Source organism: Pseudomonas sp. Teo4, assembly GCF_034387475.1.
GTDB lineage: Bacteria > Pseudomonadota > Gammaproteobacteria > Pseudomonadales > Pseudomonadaceae > Aquipseudomonas.
On the sequence record NZ_JAXCIL010000002.1, the window covers coordinates 1,067,473 to 1,089,945 of the forward strand.

General features: G+C 55.6%; 23 protein-coding genes. 18 read left to right on the forward strand and 5 right to left on the reverse strand.

Annotated features, from left to right (window positions below):
- Window positions 1-6 precede the first annotated feature (6 nt).
- The 15 genes from atpB to PspTeo4_RS21165 all read left to right on the forward strand — a co-directional run bounded on the left by atpB (window position 7) and on the right by PspTeo4_RS21165 (window position 17,361).
- Window positions 7-876 carry a F0F1 ATP synthase subunit A gene (gene atpB, locus PspTeo4_RS21095; RefSeq protein WP_322365875.1) on the forward strand — a complete coding sequence of 290 codons (870 nt, stop codon included), beginning with the start codon at window positions 7-9 and terminating at the stop codon, window positions 874-876.
- Window positions 877-1,018: 142 nt separating this feature from the next.
- The gene (gene atpE, locus PspTeo4_RS21100; RefSeq protein WP_003097235.1) at window positions 1,019-1,276 is read left to right on the forward strand and encodes a F0F1 ATP synthase subunit C; all 258 of its coding nucleotides are present in this window, start codon (window positions 1,019-1,021) and stop codon (window positions 1,274-1,276) included.
- A gap of 57 nt (window positions 1,277-1,333) precedes the next feature.
- Window positions 1,334-1,804 carry a F0F1 ATP synthase subunit B gene (locus PspTeo4_RS21105; RefSeq protein ID WP_027917106.1) on the forward strand — a complete coding sequence of 157 codons (471 nt, stop codon included), beginning with the start codon at window positions 1,334-1,336 and terminating at the stop codon, window positions 1,802-1,804.
- 12 nt (window positions 1,805-1,816) lie between these two features.
- A complete protein-coding gene (locus PspTeo4_RS21110; protein ID WP_322365876.1) occupies window positions 1,817-2,353 on the forward strand; it encodes a F0F1 ATP synthase subunit delta in 537 nt (178 codons plus the stop codon).
- Between the two features lie 21 nt (window positions 2,354-2,374).
- On the forward strand, window positions 2,375-3,919 hold the full coding sequence (gene atpA / locus PspTeo4_RS21115; RefSeq protein ID WP_322365877.1) for a F0F1 ATP synthase subunit alpha: 1,545 nt from the start codon (window positions 2,375-2,377) through the stop codon (window positions 3,917-3,919).
- 48 nt (window positions 3,920-3,967) lie between these two features.
- On the forward strand, window positions 3,968-4,828 hold the full coding sequence (atpG, locus tag PspTeo4_RS21120; protein WP_013974905.1) for a F0F1 ATP synthase subunit gamma: 861 nt from the start codon (window positions 3,968-3,970) through the stop codon (window positions 4,826-4,828).
- Between the two features lie 27 nt (window positions 4,829-4,855).
- A complete protein-coding gene (gene atpD / locus PspTeo4_RS21125) occupies window positions 4,856-6,232 on the forward strand; it encodes a F0F1 ATP synthase subunit beta (RefSeq protein WP_016394322.1) in 1,377 nt (458 codons plus the stop codon).
- A gap of 44 nt (window positions 6,233-6,276) precedes the next feature.
- Window positions 6,277-6,696 (forward strand): F0F1 ATP synthase subunit epsilon, encoded by a 420-nt coding sequence (locus tag PspTeo4_RS21130; RefSeq protein WP_322365878.1) that lies wholly within the window; start codon window positions 6,277-6,279, stop codon window positions 6,694-6,696.
- Window positions 6,697-6,814: 118 nt separating this feature from the next.
- Complete coding sequence (gene glmU, locus PspTeo4_RS21135; RefSeq protein WP_322365879.1) at window positions 6,815-8,182, forward strand: bifunctional UDP-N-acetylglucosamine diphosphorylase/glucosamine-1-phosphate N-acetyltransferase GlmU; 1,368 nt, start codon at window positions 6,815-6,817, stop codon at window positions 8,180-8,182.
- A 288-nt stretch (window positions 8,183-8,470) separates the two neighbouring features.
- Complete coding sequence (locus PspTeo4_RS21140; RefSeq protein ID WP_322365880.1) at window positions 8,471-9,247, forward strand: DeoR/GlpR family DNA-binding transcription regulator; 777 nt, start codon at window positions 8,471-8,473, stop codon at window positions 9,245-9,247.
- A 2-nt stretch (window positions 9,248-9,249) separates the two neighbouring features.
- Window positions 9,250-11,085 carry a glutamine--fructose-6-phosphate transaminase (isomerizing) gene (gene glmS, locus PspTeo4_RS21145; RefSeq protein ID WP_322365881.1) on the forward strand — a complete coding sequence of 612 codons (1,836 nt, stop codon included), beginning with the start codon at window positions 9,250-9,252 and terminating at the stop codon, window positions 11,083-11,085.
- Window positions 11,086-11,352: 267 nt separating this feature from the next.
- Entirely contained in the window at window positions 11,353-12,252 is a 900-nt protein-coding gene (locus tag PspTeo4_RS21150) for a TnsA endonuclease N-terminal domain-containing protein (protein ID WP_049798467.1), read from the forward strand.
- Window positions 12,245-14,413, forward strand: coding sequence for a Mu transposase C-terminal domain-containing protein (locus PspTeo4_RS21155; RefSeq protein ID WP_289805285.1), 2,169 nt, complete (start codon window positions 12,245-12,247; stop codon window positions 14,411-14,413). The genes PspTeo4_RS21150 and PspTeo4_RS21155 overlap by 8 nt, the downstream gene beginning before the upstream one ends.
- Complete coding sequence (locus PspTeo4_RS21160; protein WP_322365882.1) at window positions 14,410-15,858, forward strand: ATP-binding protein; 1,449 nt, start codon at window positions 14,410-14,412, stop codon at window positions 15,856-15,858. The genes PspTeo4_RS21155 and PspTeo4_RS21160 overlap by 4 nt, the downstream gene beginning before the upstream one ends.
- A 24-nt stretch (window positions 15,859-15,882) precedes the next feature.
- Window positions 15,883-17,361, forward strand: a complete 1,479-nt coding sequence (locus PspTeo4_RS21165) for a TnsD family Tn7-like transposition protein (protein WP_013974897.1) — start codon at window positions 15,883-15,885, stop codon at window positions 17,359-17,361.
- On the opposite strand, the gene PspTeo4_RS21170 is transcribed toward PspTeo4_RS21165, so the two are convergent.
- A complete protein-coding gene (locus PspTeo4_RS21170) occupies window positions 17,333-18,256 on the reverse strand; it encodes a TniQ family protein (RefSeq protein WP_322365883.1) in 924 nt (307 codons plus the stop codon). The two genes, PspTeo4_RS21165 and PspTeo4_RS21170, sit on opposite strands and share 29 nt — an antisense overlap.
- Before the next feature lie 173 nt (window positions 18,257-18,429).
- Between PspTeo4_RS21170 and PspTeo4_RS21175 the strand changes: the two genes are divergently transcribed.
- From PspTeo4_RS21175 to PspTeo4_RS21185, 3 genes are all read left to right on the forward strand, one after another.
- Window positions 18,430-18,900 carry an antitoxin Xre/MbcA/ParS toxin-binding domain-containing protein gene (locus tag PspTeo4_RS21175; protein WP_044047197.1) on the forward strand — a complete coding sequence of 157 codons (471 nt, stop codon included), beginning with the start codon at window positions 18,430-18,432 and terminating at the stop codon, window positions 18,898-18,900.
- A gap of 143 nt (window positions 18,901-19,043) precedes the next feature.
- Window positions 19,044-19,376 (forward strand): DUF2790 domain-containing protein, encoded by a 333-nt coding sequence (locus PspTeo4_RS21180; protein WP_044047196.1) that lies wholly within the window; start codon window positions 19,044-19,046, stop codon window positions 19,374-19,376.
- A 137-nt stretch (window positions 19,377-19,513) separates the two neighbouring features.
- The gene (locus PspTeo4_RS21185; protein ID WP_016489899.1) at window positions 19,514-19,702 is read left to right on the forward strand and encodes an AbrB/MazE/SpoVT family DNA-binding domain-containing protein; all 189 of its coding nucleotides are present in this window, start codon (window positions 19,514-19,516) and stop codon (window positions 19,700-19,702) included.
- A gap of 104 nt (window positions 19,703-19,806) precedes the next feature.
- Here the strand turns inward: PspTeo4_RS21185 and PspTeo4_RS21190 are convergent, their stop codons facing one another.
- Genes PspTeo4_RS21190 through PspTeo4_RS21205 form a run of 4 tightly spaced genes read right to left on the reverse strand, consistent with a single transcriptional unit; the run spans window position 19,807 to window position 22,473 of the window.
- The gene (locus tag PspTeo4_RS21190) at window positions 19,807-20,262 is read right to left on the reverse strand and encodes a DUF411 domain-containing protein (RefSeq protein ID WP_289805282.1); all 456 of its coding nucleotides are present in this window, start codon (window positions 20,260-20,262) and stop codon (window positions 19,807-19,809) included.
- On the reverse strand, window positions 20,252-21,034 hold the full coding sequence (locus PspTeo4_RS21195) for a c-type cytochrome (RefSeq protein WP_289805281.1): 783 nt from the start codon (window positions 21,032-21,034) through the stop codon (window positions 20,252-20,254). Before PspTeo4_RS21195 ends, PspTeo4_RS21190 begins: the two co-directional genes overlap by 11 nt.
- A gap of 10 nt (window positions 21,035-21,044) precedes the next feature.
- Complete coding sequence (locus PspTeo4_RS21200; protein ID WP_289805280.1) at window positions 21,045-22,160, reverse strand: copper resistance protein B; 1,116 nt, start codon at window positions 22,158-22,160, stop codon at window positions 21,045-21,047.
- A complete protein-coding gene (locus PspTeo4_RS21205; RefSeq protein WP_143494397.1) occupies window positions 22,150-22,473 on the reverse strand; it encodes a hypothetical protein in 324 nt (107 codons plus the stop codon). Before PspTeo4_RS21205 ends, PspTeo4_RS21200 begins: the two co-directional genes overlap by 11 nt.

Here is a 22,473-nt window from a genome sequence, read left to right on the forward strand (position 1 = left end):
GCAACCATGGCAGCAGAAACCGCTTCGGGCTATATCCAGCACCACTTGCAGAACCTGACCTACGGTCAACTACCAGACGGCAGCTGGGGCTTCGCCCATTCGGCTGCAGAAGCCAAAGCTATGGGCTTCTGGGCGTTCCACCTGGACACCCTGGGCTGGTCCGTTGCGCTGGGTCTGATTTTCCTGTTCATCTTCCGCATGGCGGCGAAGAAAGCGACTTCCGGTCAACCCGGCGGTCTGCAGAACTTCGTCGAAGTGCTGGTCGACTTCGTCAACGGCAGCGTGAAGGACTCCTTCCACGGCCGTAGCCCAGTGATCGCCCCACTGGCGCTGACCATTTTCGTCTGGGTATTCCTGATGAACGCCATCGACCTGGTACCGGTCGACTGGATTCCTCAGCTGGCCATCCTGATCTCCGGTGACCCGCACATTCCGTTCCGCGCGGTATCGACCACCGACCCGAACGCGACCCTGGCCATGGCCTTCAGCGTGTTCGCCCTGATCATCTTCTACAGCATCAAGGTCAAGGGCCTGGGTGGCTTCATCGGTGAGCTGACCCTGCACCCGTTCGGCAGCAAGAACATCTTCGTTCAGATCCTGCTGATCCCTGTGAACTTCCTGCTGGAATTCGTCACCCTGATCGCCAAGCCGATCTCGCTGGCACTGCGTCTGTTCGGCAACATGTACGCCGGCGAACTGGTGTTCATCCTGATCGCCGTGATGTTCGGCGCCGGCATCCTCTGGCTCAGCGGCCTGGGTATCGTGCTGCAATGGGCGTGGGCTGTGTTCCACATCCTGATCATCACCCTGCAAGCCTTCATCTTCATGATGCTTACCATCGTCTACCTGTCGATGGCTCACGAAGATAACCATTAAGACCGCCTGGCGTGTCTGATAGCCTTCCCCGCTCGTTTGGGGGAGGGCTTTAAAAGTCCGCAAGGGCAGCTGTACCTAACGATTTGTTTTACCGCTTCAAACTAAAAACCTAACCAATACGACGTAAAAGTCGGGAGGAAAGATGGAAACTGTAGTTGGTCTGACCGCTATCGCTGTTGCTCTGCTGATCGGCCTGGGTGCTCTGGGTACCGCCATTGGTTTCGGCCTGCTGGGCGGCAAGTTCCTGGAAGGCGCTGCTCGTCAGCCTGAGATGGTTCCGATGCTGCAGGTCAAAATGTTCATCGTTGCCGGTCTGCTCGACGCCGTAACCATGATCGGTGTTGGTATCGCTCTGTTCTTCACCTTCGCGAATCCGTTCGTTGGTCAGATCGCCGGCTAATCACTCGTACCCACGAGTTGATGGCTGTGATGAATTAAGACCGAGCGAGGTGTTGGCGTGAACATTAATGCAACCCTGATTGGCCAATCCGTTGCCTTCCTGATTTTTGTACTCTTCTGCATGAAGTACGTATGGCCTCCGGTCATCACTGCTCTGCAAGAGCGCCAAAAGAAGATTGCCGACGGCTTGGACGCTGCCAACCGCGCAGCTCGCGACCTGGAGCTGGCCCAAGAGAAAGTGGGTCAGCAACTGCGTGAAGCTAAAGCACAAGCAGCCGAAATCATTGAGCAAAGCAAGAAACGCGCTGCTCAGCTTGTCGAGGAAGCCCGTGATCAGGCCCGCGTCGAAGCTGACCGTGTGAAGGCTCAGGCTCTGGCCGAGATCGAACAGGAACTGAACAGTGCTAAAGACGCCCTGCGTGCCCAAGTGGGTGCTCTGGCCGTTGGTGGTGCTGAAAAGATCCTTGGCGCCACAATCGATCAAAACGCGCATGCGGAGCTGGTTAACAAACTGGCCGCTGAAATTTAAGCGAGGGCGATCATGGCAGAACTGACCACGTTGGCCCGACCTTACGCTAAGGCTGCCTTTGAGCATGCCCAGGCCCATCAGCAACTGGCCAATTGGTCAGCCATGCTCGGCCTGGCTGCTGCGGTGTCGCAAGACGACACCATGCAGCGCCTGCTCAAGGCCCCGCGACTGACGAGCGCAGAAAAGGCCGCCACGTTCATTGACGTGTGCGGTGACAAGTTCAATGCACAGGCACAGAATTTCATTCGTGTTGCCGCGGAAAACGACCGTCTCCTGCTTCTGCCGGAGATTGCCGCTCAGTTCGACCTGTACAAGGCCGAGCAAGAGAAATCCGTGGACGTGGAAGTCACCAGTGCCTTCGCGTTGAACCAAGAACAGCAAGACAAACTCGCCAAGGTTCTCAGTGCACGGCTAGGCCAGGAAGTGCGCCTGCACGCGTCGGAGGATGCCAGCCTGATTGGCGGCGTCGTCATCCGCGCTGGTGACCTGGTAATCGATGGCTCTGTTCGCGGCAAAATCGCGAAACTGGCCGAAGCATTGAAATCTTGAGTTTGAAGGGGCAGCAGAGCAATGCAGCAACTCAATCCTTCCGAAATTAGTGAAATCATCAAGGGCCGCATCGACAATCTCGATGTGAGCTCCCAAGCCCGTAACGAAGGTACCGTCGTTTCGGTTTCCGACGGTATCGTGCGGATCCACGGTCTGGCCGACGTCATGTACGGCGAAATGATCGAGTTCCCTGGCAGCGTCTTCGGTATGGCCCTGAACCTGGAGCAAGACTCCGTAGGTGCAGTGATCCTGGGTGCCTATGACACCCTCGCCGAAGGTATGAGCGCCAAGTGCACCGGCCGCATCCTGGAAGTTCCGGTTGGTAAGGAACTGCTGGGTCGCGTCGTCGACGCACTGGGCAACCCGATCGACGGCAAAGGTCCTCTGGGTAACACCCAGACCGACGCGGTCGAGAAAGTGGCTCCAGGCGTTATCTGGCGTAAGTCGGTAGACCAGCCTGTACAGACTGGCTACAAGTCCGTCGACGCCATGATCCCTGTCGGCCGTGGCCAGCGCGAGCTGATCATCGGTGACCGTCAGATCGGCAAGACCGCCATGGCCATCGACGCCATCATCAACCAGAAAGACTCCGGTATTTTCTGTGTTTATGTTGCAGTCGGCCAAAAGCGTTCCACCGTAGCCAACATCGTTCGCAAGCTGGAAGAAGCCGGCGCCCTGGCCAACACCATCGTGGTCGTTGCCAGTGCTTCGGAATCCGCCGCACTGCAGTTCCTGGCGCCATACGCCGGCTGCACCATGGGCGAGTTCTTCCGTGACCGCGGTGAAGACGCCCTGATCGTTTACGATGACCTGTCCAAGCAGGCCGTTGCCTACCGTCAGATCTCCCTGCTGCTGCGCCGTCCGCCAGGACGTGAAGCGTACCCAGGCGACGTGTTCTATCTCCACTCCCGTCTGCTGGAGCGTGCATCGCGCGTTTCCGAAGAGTACGTCGAGAAGTTCACCAACGGCGCAGTCACTGGCAAGACCGGTTCCCTGACCGCCCTGCCGATCATCGAAACCCAGGCTGGCGACGTTTCCGCGTTCGTTCCGACCAACGTGATCTCCATCACCGACGGTCAGATCTTCCTGGAATCGGCCATGTTCAACTCGGGCATCCGCCCTGCAGTTAACGCCGGTGTTTCGGTATCCCGCGTAGGTGGTGCCGCTCAGACCAAGATCATCAAGAAGCTGTCCGGTGGTATCCGTACCGCTCTGGCTCAGTACCGTGAACTGGCTGCATTCGCCCAGTTCGCTTCCGATCTGGACGAAGCGACCCGCAAGCAGCTGGAGCATGGTCAGCGCGTAACCGAGCTGATGAAGCAGAAGCAGTACGCGCCAATGTCCATCGCGGACATGGCTCTGTCGCTGTACGCCGCTGAGCGTGGTTTCCTGACTGACGTAGAAGTCGCCAAGGTCGGTAGCTTCGAGCAAGCACTGATCGCCTACTTCAACCGTGATCACGCCGAACTGATGGCGAAGATCAACGTGAAGGGTGACTTCAACGACGAAATCGACGCTGGCATGAAAGCCGGTATCGAGAAGTTCAAGGCCACCCAGACCTGGTAAGCCGCAGCGGGGGCTGCGGCCCCCGCTTGCTAACCTGATAGGTGATACATGGCAGGCGCAAAAGAGATTCGCAGTAAGATTGCGAGCATCAAAAGCACGCAAAAAATTACCAGCGCCATGGAGAAAGTGGCGGTCAGCAAGATGCGCAAGGCACAAATGCGCATGGCTGCTAGCCGTCCTTACGCGGAGCGTATCCGCCAGGTGATCGGTCATCTGGCCAACGCCAACCCGGAATACCGCCACCCGTTCATGATCGAGCGCCCTGTAAAGCGCGCCGGTTATATCGTGGTGAGCAGTGACCGTGGTCTGTGCGGTGGCTTGAACACCAACCTGTTCAAGGCCCTGGTCAAGGACATGAACGAAAACCGCGAACAGGGCGTGGAAATCGACCTGTGCGTGATCGGCAGCAAGGGTGCGACTTTCTTCCGCATCTTTGGCGGCAACGTCGTAGCCGCGATCAGCCACCTGGGCGAAGAGCCATCGATCAACGATCTGATCGGCTCCGTCAAAGTGATGCTGGACGCCTACCTGGACGGCCGTATCGATCGCCTCTCGGTGGTTTCGAACAAGTTCATCAACACCATGACCCAAAAACCGACGGTCGAGCAATTGGTACCGTTGGTGGCAACCCCGGATCAGGATCTCAAGCATCACTGGGACTACCTGTACGAACCCGACGCAAAAGAGCTGCTGGACGGCTTGATGGTGCGTTACGTGGAGTCGCAGGTCTACCAGGCGGTGGTCGAGAACAACGCTGCTGAACAAGCGGCCCGGATGATCGCAATGAAGAACGCCACAGACAACGCCGGTGATCTGATCAAAGAACTCCAGTTGATCTACAACAAGGCGCGTCAGGCTGCGATCACCCAGGAGATCTCGGAAATCGTCGGCGGCGCTGCCGCGGTTTAACGGTTCAAATATTCAGAGGATCCAGCTATGAGTAGCGGACGTATCGTTCAAATCATCGGCGCCGTCATCGACGTGGAATTCCCACGTGACGTCGTGCCGAGTGTTTACAACGCGCTGAAAGTACAAGGCGCGGAAACCACCCTGGAAGTTCAGCAGCAGCTGGGCGACGGCGTGGTTCGTACCATTGCGATGGGCTCGACCGAAGGCCTGAAGCGCGGTCTGGATGTCGTCGACACCGGCGCTGCCATTTCCGTTCCAGTTGGTAAGGCCACTCTGGGCCGTATCATGGACGTACTGGGCAACCCAATCGACGAAGCCGGCCCGATCGGCGAAGAAGAGCGTCGCGGTATCCACCAGCCAGCGCCTTCGTTCGCTGACCAGGCAGGCGGCAACGACCTGCTGGAAACCGGCATCAAGGTTATCGACCTGGTCTGCCCGTTCGCCAAGGGTGGTAAGGTTGGTCTGTTCGGTGGTGCCGGCGTCGGCAAGACCGTTAACATGATGGAACTGATCCGTAACATCGCCATGGAACACAGCGGTTACTCCGTGTTCGCTGGTGTGGGTGAGCGTACTCGTGAGGGTAACGACTTCTACCACGAGATGAAGGACTCCAACGTTCTCGACAAGGTAGCACTGGTCTACGGTCAGATGAACGAGCCACCAGGAAACCGTCTGCGCGTAGCGCTGACCGGCCTGACCATGGCTGAGAAGTTCCGTGACGAAGGTAACGACGTTCTGCTGTTCGTCGACAACATCTATCGTTACACCCTGGCCGGTACCGAAGTATCCGCACTGCTGGGCCGTATGCCTTCGGCAGTAGGTTACCAGCCGACCCTGGCCGAAGAGATGGGCGTTCTGCAAGAGCGTATCACTTCGACCAAAGAAGGTTCGATCACCTCCGTCCAGGCCGTATACGTACCTGCGGACGACCTGACCGACCCGTCGCCAGCGACCACCTTCGCCCACTTGGACGCCACCGTCGTTCTGTCCCGTGACATCGCCTCCCTGGGTATCTACCCAGCGGTCGACCCACTGGACTCGACTTCGCGCCAGCTGGACCCGAACGTGATCGGCAACGAGCACTACGACACCGCTCGTGGCGTTCAGTATGTTCTGCAGCGCTACAAAGAGCTGAAAGACATCATCGCGATCCTGGGTATGGACGAACTGTCCGAAGCCGACAAGCAACTGGTAGCCCGCGCTCGTAAGATCCAGCGCTTCCTGTCGCAGCCGTTCTTCGTGGCCGAAGTCTTCACCGGTTCGCCAGGCAAGTACGTTTCCCTGAAAGACACCATCGCTGGCTTTAGCGGCATCCTCAAAGGTGACTACGACCACCTGCCAGAACAAGCGTTCTACATGGTCGGCAGCATCGACGAAGCGATCGAGAAAGCCAAGAAACTGTAATCCCGGCGCCCCGAAAGGGGCGCTAATCAGGTTGAGGCAAGCAGATGGCTATGACAGTCCATTGCGATATCGTCAGCGCGGAAGGAGAAATCTTCTCCGGTCTGGTCGAGATGGTAGTAGCGCACGGCAACCTGGGCGATCTGGGTATCGCTCCAGGCCACGCGCCGCTGATCACCAATCTCAAACCAGGTCCTATCACGCTGACCAAGCAGGGTGGCACCCAAGAGGTGTTCTACATCTCTGGTGGCTTCCTCGAGGTCCAGCCGAACATGGTCAAGGTGCTCGCCGATACCGTGCAACGTGCTGCCGACCTGGATGAAGCTCAGGCTCAGGAAGCCCTCAAGGCTGCCGAGAATGCCCTGAATCTGAAAGGCGCGGACTTCGACTACGGCGCCGCTGCCGCACGTCTGGCCGAGGCCGCAGCCCAGCTGCGTACCGTCCAGCAACTGCGCAGAGGCAAGTAATCAGCCTTAGGCTGAGCACTGCTGTAGCGATTGAGTAAAAGGGTAGCCTCGGCTACCCTTTTTCTTTTTCCGATTTCCCCGGTCATTTCACTGACCACCCAGGATTGGTAGCCAGTCAATGTCACTCGATATCGTTATTCTCGCCGCCGGCCAAGGTACCCGCATGCGCTCGGCGCTGCCCAAGGTGCTGCATCCGGTGGCTGGCAACTCCATGCTTGGCCATGTTATCCACAGCGCGCGCCAGCTCCAGCCGCAAGGTATTCATGTGGTCATCGGGCATGGCGCCGAGCTGGTTCGCGAACGCCTGGCCGCCGACGATCTGAATTTCGTCATGCAGGAAAAGCAGCTGGGCACCGGGCATGCGGTTGCCCAGGCCTTGCCTGCCCTGAGTGCGGACACTGTGCTGGTGTTGTACGGCGATGTGCCGCTGATAGAAGTTGAGACCCTGCAGCGCCTGCTGGCCAAGGTCAACGAACAACAGCTGGGCCTGCTCACCGTGACCTTGGACGACCCGACCGGTTATGGCCGTATTGTGCGTGACGCACAGGGCCAGGTCGCGGCGATCGTCGAGCACAAGGACGCCAGCGAAGCACAGAAAGCGATCAAGGAAGGCAACACCGGTATTCTTGCTGTGCCAGCCGGCCGCTTGGCTGAATGGTTGGGCCGTCTGTCGAACAACAACGCCCAAGGTGAGTACTACCTGACCGACGTGATCGCCATGGCGGTGGCCGATGGCCTGGTGGTCGCGACCGAGCAGCCGCATGACCCAATGGAAGTGCAGGGCGCCAATGACCGGCGCCAGCTGTCAGAACTGGAGCGTCACTACCAGTTGCGTGAAGGTCGCCGACTGATGGCACAAGGCGTGACGTTGCGTGACCCGGCTCGCTTCGATGTGCGTGGTGAAGTAACCGTTGGTCGCGATGTGCTGATCGACGTCAACGTGATTCTCGAAGGCAAGGTGGTCATCGAGGACAACGTGGAAATCGGCCCCAACTGCGTCATCAAGAACAGCACCTTGCGCAAGGGTGTCGTGGTCAAGGCGAACAGCCATCTGGAAGGTGCGGTGATGGGCGAGGGCAGCGATGCCGGCCCGTTCGCTCGTCTGCGTCCGGGTAGCGTGCTTGAGGCCAAGGCCCATGTGGGTAACTTCGTCGAACTGAAGAATGCCCATCTGGGAGAGGGCGCCAAGGCAGGCCACCTGACGTATCTGGGCGATGCCGAGATCGGTGCGCGCACCAACATTGGCGCTGGCACCATCACCTGCAACTACGATGGCGCCAACAAGTTCAAGACTGTGATGGGCGAGGACGTATTCATCGGTTCGAACAACTCGTTGGTAGCGCCTGTGGATATCAAAGCGGGGGCGACCACCGCTGCGGGATCTACCATCACCCAGACGGTCGAGGCAGGCCAACTCGCCGTGGCCCGTGCGCGCCAGCGCAACATCGAAGGCTGGAAACGGCCAGAGAAGATCAAGAAGAGCTGATTATCCACAGCCCTTTCAATCCGAAGCCGACTTATGTGAATAAGTCGGCTTTTTTATTGTCTGAGCAACGGTCTTGTGGTGGCTGTACTGGCCCAATCGCCGGCAAGCCGGCTCCCACATGGACTGCGCAGATCTTGAGATCATGTGGGAGCTGGCTTGCCGGCGATAGGGCCGGTGCATGCGAAACATAATTATCCACAGACGATTTTTCCAACCCACAACTTGACGAATCGCCCAGCTTAGGTTTTGATTGCAATTATTATCTTTCGAATCGAAACTTAAGCGCTCATGTCGAAACGAAACACTCCCCAACGCCGTCACAACATCCTGGCCTTGCTCAGTGAGCAGGGAGAGGTGAGTGTGGATGGATTGGCCAAGCGCTTCGAAACCTCGGAAGTGACCATTCGCAAAGACCTCGCAGCGTTGGAGGCCAACGGCCTGTTGCTGCGGCGTTATGGTGGTGCCGTGCCGGTTCCACAAGAGATGCTGGGCGAATCTGTCCAGCCAGTGTCTGCCTATAAAAAGGCCATTGCCCGAGCGGCGGTAGCCCGAATCCGTGAACATGCTCGGATCATCATCGACAGCGGTAGCACCACTGCCGCCATGATTCCCGAACTCGGGCGACAACCAGGATTGGTGGTGATGACCAATTCCCTGAATGTGGCCCGCGCCATCAGCGAACTGGAGCACGAACCGGTACTGTTGATGACCGGCGGTACCTGGGACCCGCACTCCGAGTCGTTCCAGGGCCAGGTCGCTGAGCAGGTACTACGCTCTTACGATTTCGACCAGTTGTTCATCGGTGCCGATGGCATCGACCTCAATCGCGGCACCACAACATTCAACGAATTGTTGGGTCTGAGCCGAGTGATGGCCGAGGTCGCCCGTGAAGTGATCGTGATGGTCGAGTCGGACAAGGTCGGGCGCAAGATCCCCAACCTCGAGCTGCCCTGGGGCAGCGTTACCACCCTTATTACCGATGAACGCCTGCCCGCAGCGGCACGCGAACAGATTCAAGCCCGCGGCATCAACCTGATCTGCGCCGCGATCAGCCAGGAGCAATAATCATGTGTGGAATTGTCGGTGCCGTAGCCGAACGCAACATCACAGCCATCCTTATCGAAGGCCTCAAGCGTCTTGAGTACCGTGGGTACGACAGTGCTGGCCTTGCCGTTTATACCCAGCAGGGTCAGCTGGAGCGCCGTCGTCGTATCGGCAAGGTCAGCGAGCTGCAGGCTGCCGTCGTGACCGAGCCGCTGGTCGGCCAGCTGGGCATCGCCCACACCCGTTGGGCAACCCATGGTGCGCCTACCGAAGGTAATGCCCACCCGCATTTCTCCGGCAACGAAGTAGCGGTGGTGCACAACGGCATCATCGAGAACCACGAAGAGCTGCGTGAAGAGCTCAAGGGCCTGGGTTATGTGTTCGCGTCCGAGACCGACACCGAGGTCATCGTCCACCTGATTCACCACACCCTCAAGACCATCCCGGACCTGGCTGATGCGCTCAAGGCTGCGGTCAAGCGCCTGCATGGCGCCTACGGCCTGGCGCTGATCAGCGTGCATCAGCCAGATCGCCTGGTTGCCGCCCGAAGCGGTAGCCCGCTGGTGATTGGCCTGGGCCACGGCGAGAACTTCCTGGCATCTGACCAACTGGCCCTGCGTCAGGTCACCGACCGCTTCATGTACCTGGAGGAGGGCGACATCGCCGAGATCCGCCGTGACCAGGTGAAAATCTGGGACCAGGCCGGTCACCCGGTGCAGCGCGAGACCGTGCAGTACCACGAGGGCGCGGAAGCTGCGGACAAGGGCGCCTATCGCCACTTCATGCTCAAAGAAATCCACGAGCAACCGACCGTGGTTCAGCGCACCCTGGAAGGTCGTTTGGGTAAGGATCATGTCATGGTCCAGGCCTTCGGCCCGCAAGCTGCCGAGCTGTTCGCCAAGGTGCGCAATGTTCAGATCGTCGCCTGCGGCACCAGCTATCACGCCGGCATGGTCGCCCGTTACTGGCTCGAGGGCCTGGCTGGCATTCCTTGCCAAGTGGAAGTGGCCAGCGAGTTCCGTTATCGCAAGGTCGTGGTTCAACCGGATACGCTGTTCGTTTCGATTTCTCAGTCCGGCGAGACCGCCGACACCCTGGCTGCATTGCGTAATGCCAAGGAACTGGGCTTCCTCGGCAGCCTGGCGATCTGCAACGTCGGCATCAGCTCGCTGGTGCGTGAGTCTGACCTCACCCTGCTGACCCTGGCCGGCCCCGAGATTGGCGTGGCATCGACCAAGGCGTTCACCACCCAACTGGTGTCGCTGATGCTGCTGACCCTGGCCCTGGGCAAGGTACGTGGCACCCTCGAAGCCGGCGTGGAAGCCGAGCTGGTGGAAGAGCTGCGCCGTCTGCCTGCTCGCCTGGGCGAAGCACTGGCCATGGACGGTACCGTCGAGAAGATTGCCGAGTTGTTCGCCGACAAGCACCACACCCTGTTCCTCGGACGCGGCGCTCAATACCCGGTGGCGATGGAAGGTGCGCTCAAGCTCAAAGAAATCTCCTACATCCACGCCGAAGCCTACCCGGCCGGTGAGCTGAAGCATGGCCCGCTGGCGCTGGTGGATAGCGACATGCCAGTGGTGACCGTGGCGCCGAACAACGAACTGCTGGAGAAGCTCAAGTCCAACCTGCAGGAAGTCCGTGCCCGTGGCGGCGAGTTGGTGGTGTTTGCCGATGAGCAGGCCGGCATGAGCAATGGCGAGGGTACCCATGTGATCAAGGTTCCGCACATTGCCGATGCCCTGGCGCCGATTCTGTACACCATTCCGTTGCAACTGCTGTCGTACTACGTGGCGGTGCTGAAGGGTACTGATGTGGACCAACCTCGTAACCTGGCCAAATCGGTGACGGTGGAATAATCGTTATCAAGTTTCGATAAAAATGTTTTTGAATAATAAAGGTTGTCACAAAACAATAAAGGTTGTCACAACGTAATAAAGGTTGTCACAAGGCAGGCTCTGACCGCACATCGGGCCGGAGCCAGGCCTTGGAGATTCGGGTGACAATCCTCTACCCAACGCTGTGACTGTTGTCCTGGCTTAGCCCGCTCTCTGGGGTGTCCCCTGTGCACGACACCTGTCCTCGTCCCGGTCGAGCGGGTCGCCCAATTTTGAGCGACTCGAACAATGGCATCCATGCCCATAGCTCCGGTCAAGGCTGCACATCGCAAGCTGATGACCCAGGCAAAAATAGATAAGAAAATTCAATCGGGTCGTGGGTGTGGAGTCAGAGATTCCTATAAGCCATGGATCAAAGTGTGGGAGATCAAATCAAAGGGTGTCTCTCATATGATCGCGGGAGTTAAAATTCACCGCACACACCACCTGCTGTCCAATGCAGAGCGAGATTACTTAACTGTACTTGAGCACGATGCCTCGATCATCGATATCCGAGAGCAGTATCCTCTGCTGACACAGGCTGAGACCCAAGCAATTGCCTCAAGTATTAACTGTCGCCACCCTGTATATCCTGGCACGCAAATACCTGTCGTTATGACGACGGACTTTCTCGTTACCTTCTTAGATTCCTCTGGCGAAACAAGGCTAGCTGCTCGATCAGTGAAATACCGAAAAGAGTTTGAGCAAGCTGATCTTCAGGCGCGTAATCGAATAGCAGAAAAGCTAGCCATCGAAGAAAAATACTGGGCAATGAGGGGGGTGGACTGGAAGCTGGTCCTGCATGAAAACCTCTCAAAGATAAAATTAGCGAACCTCAAGATTCTCAGGACATACGCCAGTATTCATCCCTCGTTACCGACGGAGAAGAACATCGGCAATTTGCTTGGATACATTGAGGAGGCAAAGACGGATCAAATACCGTTAAAAATTCTTTTGGATAAAGCGTCTCGTGACCTTTACATTGAATATATGGGGGTAAAGCGCCTCTTCCATCACCTGCTATGGAACGGTCGTTTAGAGTCAGATCTTACCTCGAAAATAATAAGCATGTCGCAGCCGTTGCACGTATGGCCGAATCAAAGGTCAGCGGCTTTGTCTCTGCCAAACGAGGTTTCCCATCATGCTTGATCTTAAAATCAACAGCATTGTCACTCCTGGCGAAGAACCTAGCCTACTAAAAAAAGCGGTTCGGATTTTAGGCATAGATGATGATTCTGTAATTGTGATTGAGCTGAGTACGAATCCCAGCAAGCCGTGGCAGATCGAGCGGTCCGTTTTGATTGACGATATTGACGCAGGGCGCGCAATCTTAAGTCGAGAAATGGTGCCCTTACATCTGCTCAGAAGTGATGATGAAATTAGTGAAAATGAAAAATCGAGCCGAAATCGTAACTGGAGCCTTATAAGAGGGTTAGTAGAAGATCGCTCCGCCTTGGAAATTCTTGGACCGGGTTTTGGAAAGCTGGTTGCTAGGCATGCCCTAGAGGCAGGAGTAGAGCGTAAACAGATATACCGGCTTCTATACCGCTACTGGAGCATGGGGCAGACACCTAACGCGTTTCTATGGAACACTAGTGCTTGCGGTGGTCGGGGAAAGAAAAAGGATCGATCCTCAGGCATTATCCCCGGTAGGCCGCGTAAGTATCGTGGTGTCGTTGTCAATGATGGTGGTGCCATCACGCTCGAACCGCGCCATCTCTCTCATATCCGTTTGGCTTACGGGCGGGTTGCTAGCGGCAAATGCGGCACCCTGAAAGATGCACATAAGTGGATGTTAAACAAATTTTATAGAGAGACTCTGCCAGACGGCTCGAAAGGGAATATTGTACGCGGCAGTTACCCGACTACTACCCAGCTCAGATATCACGGTAAGCTTTTTTTCGATGATCTTTATAAACTTAAGGTGCGTGGCGGTTCTGTTCGATACAACAAAGATCATCGTGCTATCGTTGGCGCAGCTTCCCAAGGCCTGATGGGTGCGACCCATCGATATGAGATAGATTCCACCATCGCTGATGTATATTTAGTGCATCGCGTTAACAGGCTATGGCTCATAGGACGCCCCATACTTTATGTGGTCGTCGATACCTTTACTAGAATGATTGTAGGGATTCACGTGGGCCTTGAGGGTCCCAGTTGGAATGGGGCTCGACACGCGATATACAATGCTTGCACCCCAAAGGTCGATTTTTGCAAGCGATACAATGTTGAAATAGATGAGGCTGACTGGCCGTGCTCGCACTTGCCAGTCGAAATTGTTGCTGACCGGGCCGAACTTCTAAGTGAGGCTGGGGCAACGCTGTCGCAAAGCTTGGGACTAGCGGTGCAAATTTTGCCCCCCTTTAGGCCTGATTGGAAAGGGATCATCGAAAGCCGCTTCCGTCTGATCAATGAACACCTGGACTTGAAATTTGTTCCAGGCGGAGTAGATGCTCGTAAAATGGAGCGTGGTGATAGGGACTACCAACTCGATGCGATTTTGGATATCGACGAGTTCACAGAAATGGTTATTGTAGGGGTCTTGGCGCACAATAAGAGCCTACGCATACCACACCTATTAAGTCGCGAGATGATTGCCGACGGTATAGAAGCGACGCCTATAGCAGTTTGGAATTGGTCTAAAGCTAATAGTCCTATCAATTCTAAAGTGGTTTCTCCGGCTGAGTTGAAAATTGCTTTACTGCCCTCTCAAGAGTGTCGTATCAGTCGAGGCGGTATTGTTTTCCAAGGCGTCCAATATACATGTCAAACAGCCTTGCGTGAGGAGTGGTTGGAGCGCTCGCACAATCTGCGGACGAAGTATGTTCGAGTATTCTACGATCCTAACTCTATTGAAAATTGTTGGATCAAGTCCGAAGCAGGTTTTGAGGCTTTAACTATTGTACCGCAGCAACGGCAGAAATATGGTGGACTCCGTATGGAGGAGGTTCTTGATATAGTCCATGTCTTGAACCAAGTATCGCCGGATGCCCGTTATGACAGTGACAATACTGCGGCGCTGGTAAGGGGGCGGCAAGAGGAAATCCTTGACCGGGCCAAAGCCAAACGTGCCGCACAGGGTGACCCGAAATCGAATGCAGATTTCAAGCGGGACAAACGTGCCAAGCGTGCGACCGAAGCTCAGACCGAGCGCGATTCCCATACCGCTGATCTGAATCAGCTACGCGTTGTGGATCACACGCCCCTTGCGGGAGAAAAATCTAGGCCAGTCACCGGCAGGCCCAGTTCCACAAGAAGCGCGGCGTTTCTGAAACTGGTAGTCAGCGAGGGTAGCGAGACAGAGACATGAACGATTTGACCTTCTCCCCCGCAGAATATATTCCTACAGGCATGCCTCAATATGATGGCAACCCGCTGATTGAATGCTTGCCTAGAATTCTCTCGGATGTTGATGTGGTGAGGCGTGTTGGGAACCTTCCGCCGAAGCCCGACGAGGCCGAACGAGCGTTGCCACCGAAGCTTCGCGGCCATGGGATCAACCGGCTCAAAGATGTTGTGGTTCCATTCGAAATCCACTTGCGCCTCGAAGACCTATTCAGCCAGCTGATCCGCTACGGCTATTCGGGCCGCAATCCGCTGTTGGCCTCATCTGTTAGGCATCGATTGCCTTCCTCAGCAGATGCCAAGCGCCATGGATTCATGTCCACCGCTGAGACGATGACCCTGATTGGCTTGAGTGGTATGGGCAAGACCACAGCGCTTAATTCCATAGCAAGGCTTTATCCGCAGGTGATCAGTCACAGCAGATATAAAGACGCGATTCTCATCGAAACCCAGGTTGTGTGGCTAAAGATTGAGTGCCCTCACGATGGCTCGTTGCGCGGTTTTTGCGCAGCATTCTTCTCTGCACTGGACGCTGCGTTAGGTGTCGAAAAATACTCTCGCAGGGGCGGTGCCGCCAACAGCATCAGCGTAATGCTCCAGCACATCAGTCAGCTGTGCAAAACCTTTTTTATCGGTGCTTTGATAATTGATGAAATGCAGCATCTTTGCTCGTCGCGAGGGGGGCAGGATCGGGAAAAGTTACTGAATTTCTTCGTAACTTTATCCAATGATGCGGGCGTTCCGCTTGTCTATGTAGGGACCAACGCAATGCTTCCGCTTTTTTCTGGTGTGTTGCGTAATGCCCGAAGAGCGGCGGGGATGGGACCAATCGCCTTTGACCGTTTCAGCGAAGACGATCCGTTTTGGCATCACTTGGTGTCCCAACTCTGGGCCTATGACTGGACGGAATCTTGCGCTCCCCTGACGAGTGACCTCCTGTCCAAGATCTATGATCTCACCCAGGGCAATACAGATTTCCTAGCGAAACTGCTTATGCTTGCGCAGCGTCATGTTATTTGGGAAGGAATCGACGCCATTACGCCAGCCGTGTTTCAGCAGGTGTATGACAATCAAATGAGGCTTTTGCACAAGCCCATCGAGGCCCTTCGAAGCGGTGATCCTCTTCAGATTGCTGATTTCGAGGACATGATGCCTACAAAAGACCAAATCGCTCAGATGATGAGCTACGACTTGGCTCGCCGGGCGGACCGGGCTCATCTTTCGCTACTTACACAGACCGCGATAGCACCTTCACCTCTAGCAAAGGAAAAATCGGTGCCGAAGGCTCCGAGTCGTACGGTCGTACCGGTTGCTGACGGCGCGTTAACTAACGTGCATTTTTCGAAGGACGAAGACCTTCAGGCTCAGCTCGAACAGCGCGGCTGGGTGGATAGGGATTCTTCCTGGTAATTTGACGCAGGGGAGCTCAGGGCAGTGGCTAACCTTCTGTTCTTCCCCCAGCCGTTTCCGGATGAGTCGCTCTATAGCCTGGCCGTGCGCTATCACAAGCTAGCAGCGAATCAGGGATACCGAGCGACCAGCCAAGAGCTGTTCGGTAGCTACTCGCGTACCTGCGGTTCCATCCTGCCGTGCTGCTTAGAGGCTCTGTCTGAACGTCTCAGAGGCGCCTTCTCTGTAGGAGAGCTGATCGAGCGCTTCACGCTTTTACCGCTTTTTCTGCCTTTTTTGGACGACGAGAAGGGCCGCGATGCTGCCGTTCTAATGGGAGGTAATCGAGGTACAGGCCTCAAGATGGCCTTGGGCATTACAGCATCGCGTTTCCTCCAACACGCCTCGTTTAGGTATTGCGAGAGCTGCGTCAGAGAGGACATTCTGGAGTGCGGCTCAGCTTATTGGCATCGTATTCACCAAGCATCGGGCACTTGCATTTGTCCACGCCACAGCGAAGTACTACAGGCGATTAGATTCCCCGGATGGTCAGATTGGCGTTGTATGTTGCTTCCGGGGGAATCTGCTGGAACGCCGGTTATGGACTGTGGTGACCACAGCGGGGCCGTTGCCATTGCCCACATGCAGCTGTGGGGGCTAGACCATCCCAATGAGATGAAAACGATTCTGGCTGGAAATTTGCTCAGGAACCGTTTGGACGAGATGGGTTTTATCAGGTCTGGACGAATTAGAGAGCAGATGCTGAGAGATTTTTTAACCAGGCGACTTCGGTGCAGTCCTAGCGCCGCCGAATTCGAAGAAATGGTTCGATCCGCTGAGTGGGTCTTTCAGATATTGCGGCGACAAGGTCGAACCGTGCAGCCTTTCAAGTTCTATTTTCTCTGCTGGCTCCTTGATCTAGAGCTGGAGCACCTGAAGACCTACCGTCTAGAGGACGTTAATCGCGCTGGTATTGTGGTCCGGCCTGATGAACCGAATAACCTCATCCCTGACGATGACCTTCACGCCCGGCGAATAGCGTTTGCGAAGAGTACGAATCTCAAATGTCATGACAAGCCGGGCTATCAGTGGTTGTACCGCCACGACAGGGAATGGTTGGCCCGTTATGTTGCTGGGAACCCCTACCACAGAGACCGAAGAATTTTGATCGATTGGCAATCCAGGGACTCGGCCCTTGCGTTGGAGCTCGCTAAAGCGAAGACGATGATTCTTTCTGTAGACGGAAAGCCTCAGCAGGTCACCCGCGCTGCTCTATGTAGGCGTGTCCTAAACGCTCATGCTTTCCTCAAGATGCCGGACCACTTTCCGATGAGCACTAGGTTGATGGCGGGTTTACTTGAGTCTACTCATGACCATCAGCTACGTAAAATCCGGTGGGCAATTCGAGAATACTCGCTGACTGAAAACTGTGCGATGAGTGTTTTATACCGTTATGCAGGAATAAGAATATCTCGCGTATCCGAAGATGAAGTCTTTACGCAGATACGTGACGATATGGATTAGTTTTCATGGCTTCGTGCAAAAGTTTATTGAATATGACTGTTTTCTTCTCCCGCAGCACGTCTTGCTCATCCTTATTATTTAGCAAGTTGAAATAATTTTCAGCGGTGTGGCATCCAAGAAACACATAGATAGGATATTTGTCGCTGGTAGAGATACTGGCATGGGTGAGTCTCGAAGTTATGCCCATTTCTTCGTTGATCAGTTTGGAAATATTCAGCTGGGTTTTTTCGAATGCGCTAGTTCGATTTATCATGAGGCTTGCATATGCGACAAAGTCTGCCATTCCATCCTTGATCATAGGGCCGCTATAGTCCAAAAGGTCTGCGACAAATTTGGCATACATATGACGGTTTGATCCGAATTCTCGCTTTTGACGTTTTGACCATGTGTTAAGCTTGCTGCACTTGGCTAGGTGATTAATCTCGTGCTTTTTCATTGGTATTGAGCAGGTCGGACATGTCTCGATTAGAGCGCAGGCATGAGTACTGCACACCTGTACGGAACCCAATACGTGCCTGCGATGAATATAGGGGGTTCCGCAATTATCCAAGTCTTCGCGAACACAATCTGGACAAACCTTTTCCCAAGTTTTCGGTGTGACGATTGCGGTCGCTCGATGACGCCCGAGGGCAGCTATCATAGGATACAAAGTGTGATCGCTTAAGGCTAGGTCCGAAATCTTGTGCTCGTCTAGCAGCTTTGGGTAATAGAATTCTTGATGCGGCCGCCACTCTGTTTGCAACTTCCCCAAAGTCTTATTAATTCCGAACCCAATACGAGGTTTCGCTTTTATATAGAAATCTTCAGTTTTCAACGATTTAATGCCTAGGAGCTCATTGCCGCGCTTAAGCGCAGATGCGATATATTCTCCAGGTAATGGTGTGAAAATTTTCATGCAATGATGTTCTGGAAGACGAGTGGTATGGCATTTTAGTTAGAAGACACCGGTACTGCATACACATTAGTGATCGTTTTGGGCTAAGGTGTGAAGGTTAAAGGGCGTCGGGCGTGCTTGGGAATCAAATTCGATCTAGTCTGACAGCCAACGCACAAGAGGAGGTCGATGCAATGAATCCTACAAGCACGCCCCCACCTGTTGAATCGCAGGCTTTTGCACCAACGTTCCACTTGGTTCATACCGACCTTGATGAGTTGAGCCAGCTGGAGCTCCTGCGTCTTGTCCAAACAGGATTTTTTTTCAGCGACGTGAAATGCATGGTCGAGTCCTCAAGCCTATTCAAGGCTCGTAACCTCGTCAGGCGAATCACAGGAATATCGACCAGAAGCGTTCACCGTCTGAGCCATTCCGTTCAGGCCCATCGCCTGGATGCCCAGCAGAGCGCGGTGGCGTTTCAATATGCGAAAGGACTGGAGCTTGCGTCGAAGGTATTTGGCTCTCAGATGCTCGCGGAGCAGTGGCTTTGTCGGCCGTGCGGCCGTTTGATGGGGTTTGTACCCTTCGAGATGCTCGACACGTCGCTCGGATTCAGCGTGGTAGCGGACTATCTTGAGCGTCTTCGCCTGGGTGTCTATCAGTAGTGTGCCTGAGGGGAATTGGTATGCCGTGTAGACGCAACGCTACCTCCATCTGCAAGCCGGACTTACAACCTTGTAATCCCCGTATCACTCAATTGACAGCGACAAAATCCTAATCTTCAGTCACGTCTATTGGAGTGATTGAAATGAAAGTCATCAAAAGCATCGCGGCCATCCTGGCCATAGTGGCCTCCTCAACCGCGCTCGCCGAAGGAGGATCCGACCGTCTATACGGGAAGATGATTCAGGCCAATGAGCAAGCTATGCGAGCTTATGCGGCCGTCAATGATATGAAGCCACCGGAGGTGATCCATTATCGCTACGGGATGCGGCTCGACGTGGCGAGAGTAATCAGCATGACATCGACCAAGGCGAGCTGTGACGTGATGCCAGCACAGATGAACTACGAGGATTCCAATGGAGACCTGAAAATCCTTGAGTACCGGACCGCTGGTATCGGTTGCCGGGGCCAGAACTGAGCACTGATCGAGCGGGCAGGACTTACGCTGATAAAAAGCCGGGTTGAAGCGTCAATTCCGGCGATTGATCGCCTGGTTACCGGCCTTCATGACTGGTGGAGTACGATGAGAATTGGTAGCTCAGGCAGGACAGCCCAATGACTCAATCAGCGCGCACCACGGTCAAGTGCCTTGATCCCGGCGACGGCTCCGGCGATGTGATTGTGGAACTACCCGACGACATTCTGCGCGAGCTCGGGGTCACGACGGGCGACAGACTCTCCATCGAGCTTATCAACGGCGATATCGTACTCAAGCCAGTCCGCGAGCGCCGTGAATCTGATTAGCTACGCTTCGGAGGCCCTCTGAGTCGTCGTGTTGAGCTGATAAGTTTTCTCGCAGGGATATATGGGACGGCAGTCAGCCTACTGCCGTCCTTCTGGTCGGTGCGTTATTTAGCTGGATAGTTGGCGACTACTTGGTCCTCGCCGCTTTTGGTTAAACCAATAACCTGGTAGGCATGGCTTACGCCATCAACCTCCATGCCTGGGGATCCAGCTGGCATTCCTGGCACGGCAATCCCTACCAGATCGTTCCGCTCCTTGAGTTCTCGAATCTGCTCAGCTGGCACGTGACCTTCAACAAACTTTCCGTCAATCACGGCTGTGTGGCAGGACGCTAACCGTGGCGCTACGCCCAGCTTCTGTTTCACTGCGCCCATGTCCGTCTCAACATGGTCGGTCACCTTGAAACCATTGGCTTCCAGGTGCGCGATCCACTTCTTGCAGCAACCGCAGTTCGCATCTCGGTGAACGTCGATGGACATTGGCTCTGCGGCGTATGCCGCCGAGGCCACCAGCAGCCCAGCGATTGCGGCTAGCCGAACGAGTATCCGGTTAGTTGGCATGAGTGTGCTCCTTACCGTCTTTGTGAACATGCGTCTTTGTCGACGATTTCGGGTGGGCGTCCGAATGGGCTTCGGCCGCATTGTGGTCACCGTGATGATCTGCTGCTTGGGCGGCGCCTGCGGGTGCAGCTCCATGGTCGTGAGCTGCCTGGGCATGATCGTCGTCTGCCGCTTCGTCGGGATCGCCATGCTCGGCATGCCCGCTCCCGCCGTGCTGACCCTCATGGTTATGCATATCGCTTTCACCGCCGCCGTGCTGGTGTCCGCCGCTCGTGGCCACCAAAGCCTTGTACTGCTCGGGATTCATCTGTGGAAGTTGATCCAGGAACGCGACGATTCCCCAGATGTACTCATCACCCATGCTCTTGCCCCAAGCGGGCATGCCGGTGGCTTTGATACCGTGCTTGATCGTCCAGAATGCGGCAGCCGGATCGCCTCCGACACCCACCTTGGTGAGGTCAGGTGGCGACGGATATAGCGCTTGGCTGAGTTCTGTCTTTCCAACGCCAGGGGCGAGGTGGCACCCAATGCACATGGCGTTGTAGTTGCCTGCGCCTGCCTTGATCAACGCAGCGTCCTTCAGGTCAGGCACTTCAATGTCTCGCGCTCGAACCTCAATCGAACTGTCGCGAGCCATGGCGAGAAACGAATGGACAGCCGGGAAGTGAGGATCATCGGCGCCGACATTCACCAAGCCGAAATACGCCGTACCCAATACCGCAGCACTTCCGACAGCACCGGCCACAAGCAGCGTTGTAATTGTTCTTTTCATGTTGGAATACTCAGAACCACATCCTGATACCGGCAACGAAGCGTGCCTCATTAACGTCTCCACCCTCGTCTCGGATGAAGTCAGCGGTGTTGCCGTAGGAGCGGCTCCAGGTAACGCCTATGTACGGGGCAAACTGGCGGACAATTTCATACCGTAGACGCAGTCCGACTTCGGTATTGGCCAGACCCGAGCCAACACCGCGCTCAGGATCGTTCTTGCCATAGAAGTTCGCCTCAGCCGTGGGCTGCAAAATCAAGCGATTGGTCAGCAGGATGTCGTATTCGCCCTCAAGACGCGCAGCAGTCTGGCCGTTCTCGCCGATGAACGCCGTAGCTTCGGCCTCGAAGTCATACAAGGCCATGCCCTGAATACCAAAGGCTGCCCAGGTCTGAGGTGATTCCGGTTTGAAATCCTGACGGACCCCGGCGACCACGTCCCACCAAGGACTGACCGAGCGCCCGTATAGCAGTTGCAGCTCAGCGTCTTCGGTTACCCCATTGGTGCGCTCGCCTTCCGAGCGAACCCAGAGTCGATTGATGTCGCCACCTACCCAGCCTGATGCGTCCCAGGCCAGGGTGCTGCCCTCATCGGCGTCCTGGTATTCGAGCTGGTCCAACAGGAAGAAGCTGTTGATTCCGCTGTCGTGCACCTGGTGGCCACCCAAAGGCGGAAAGGCTGCCTCGCGGTCGGCATCAGTGAGCACTGGAATCGGCGTGCGGCTCGTTGTGGTCGGAGAAGTCGCTGAACCATGATTCATCTGGGAATGGTCCATGCCCTTCATCGAACCGTGATCCATGCCCTTCATGTTTCCATGGCCCATTTTGCTGTGGTCCATCTTGCTATGGTCCACCGGGCTGGATTTGCTCTGGCTTTGAGCATGCCCCATCTGGCTGTGATCAACAGGGGCAGGCTGTTTCTGCTGTTTGCTCATCCCCATCTTGCTGTGATCCATCGCCGGCATCGATTCGGACGGAGCAGCATCCATTTGCATGGAACCGTGCCCCATTTTCGAATGATCCATGCCCGAGTGATCCATTTCTTCAGCGGCGAAGCTGGGCGTTACGCCCAGCATGCCAATTGAAACAGTCAGGGCCAGCAGCGAAGGCCGCCCAAAGCTATTGACCATCTTTCCCTGCCTTAGCTTTGTCGCTGCCATGCGATTCCATCATTTTGTCGTGGTCCATGCCTTCCATCGAGCCATGGTCCATCCCCTTCATCGAGCCGTGGTCCATACCTTCCATGGACCCATGGTCCATGCCTTCATGGTTCATCCCCTGACCCTGCTTGTCCTGCGAACCTTTGGTTTTACCGGCCTCGGTGGATTTCTGGGAATGCTGATCATGGTTGTCGCTAGACCACGACGACGGGGCATAAACAGCCAACATGCCGACCATCGCAGCGGAGAGGAAAAAGGCGCTTCGTTTCATTGGTTTGCTCAT